The organism is Roseovarius sp. TE539, assembly GCF_003298505.1.
GTDB lineage: Bacteria > Pseudomonadota > Alphaproteobacteria > Rhodobacterales > Rhodobacteraceae > Roseovarius.
The window spans coordinates 1-712 of record NZ_QNGB01000079.1; the positions used below are offsets into that span (position 1 = coordinate 1).

The following is a 712-nucleotide window of genomic DNA, read 5'->3' on the forward strand; positions in this document are numbered from 1 at the left end:
CTTCCTGCACGGCTTCGACGGGATCCTCCAACTGGACGGGTATACTGGCTACAATCGCCTCACGCGCCCCTCCCGCAAGGGCGGCGACCCGATCCGCGTGGCCCATTGCTGGGCGCACGCCCGGCGCAAGCTCAAGGAGGTGTTCGACCGCGATGGCGTCGTGCCGGAGGCACGCCTTCGGCGTGACGATCGCCGCCGAGGGGCTGCGGCGTATCGCCGAGATCTACAAGGTCGAGGCTGACATCCGCGGCTGCGCCCCCGGACAACGGCTCTCGGCCCGGCAAGCCCGAACGGCGCCCCTCCTGGCCGAGTTCGGCGACTGGCTGCAACAGCAGCGCCTGCGCGTGTCGGCGAAATCAAGGCTGGGCGAGAAGCTGACCTATATCCACCGTCACTGGGACGGCCTGCAGACCTTCCTCGAGGACGGCCGCGTCGAGATCGACTCCAACAGCGTCGAGAACCTGATCCGCCCCATCGCCCTCAACCGGAAAAACGCCTTGTTCGCCGGCCACGACGAGGGCGGCAAGGCATGGGGCCGCATCGCGTCGCTGATCGAGACCGCAAAGATCAACGGCGTCGACCCGTTCGCCTATCTCAAGGCCACCCTCGAGGTGATCGCCCGCGGACACCCCCAGAACCGCATCGACGACATGCTCCCCTGGAACTTCCAGCCGTCAAGCTGAAAAGCCCGTGGGGGCCAGCTGGCGCTTAC

The 712-nt window shown here is 67.3% G+C and carries 1 pseudogene; it reads left to right on the forward strand.

The annotated features are described in order from the left end of the window. Positions 1–683 (forward strand): annotated as a pseudogene (tnpC, locus tag DQW77_RS17955) (IS66 family transposase); the annotation flags it as partial. Between the last annotated feature and the right edge of the window lie 29 nt (positions 684–712).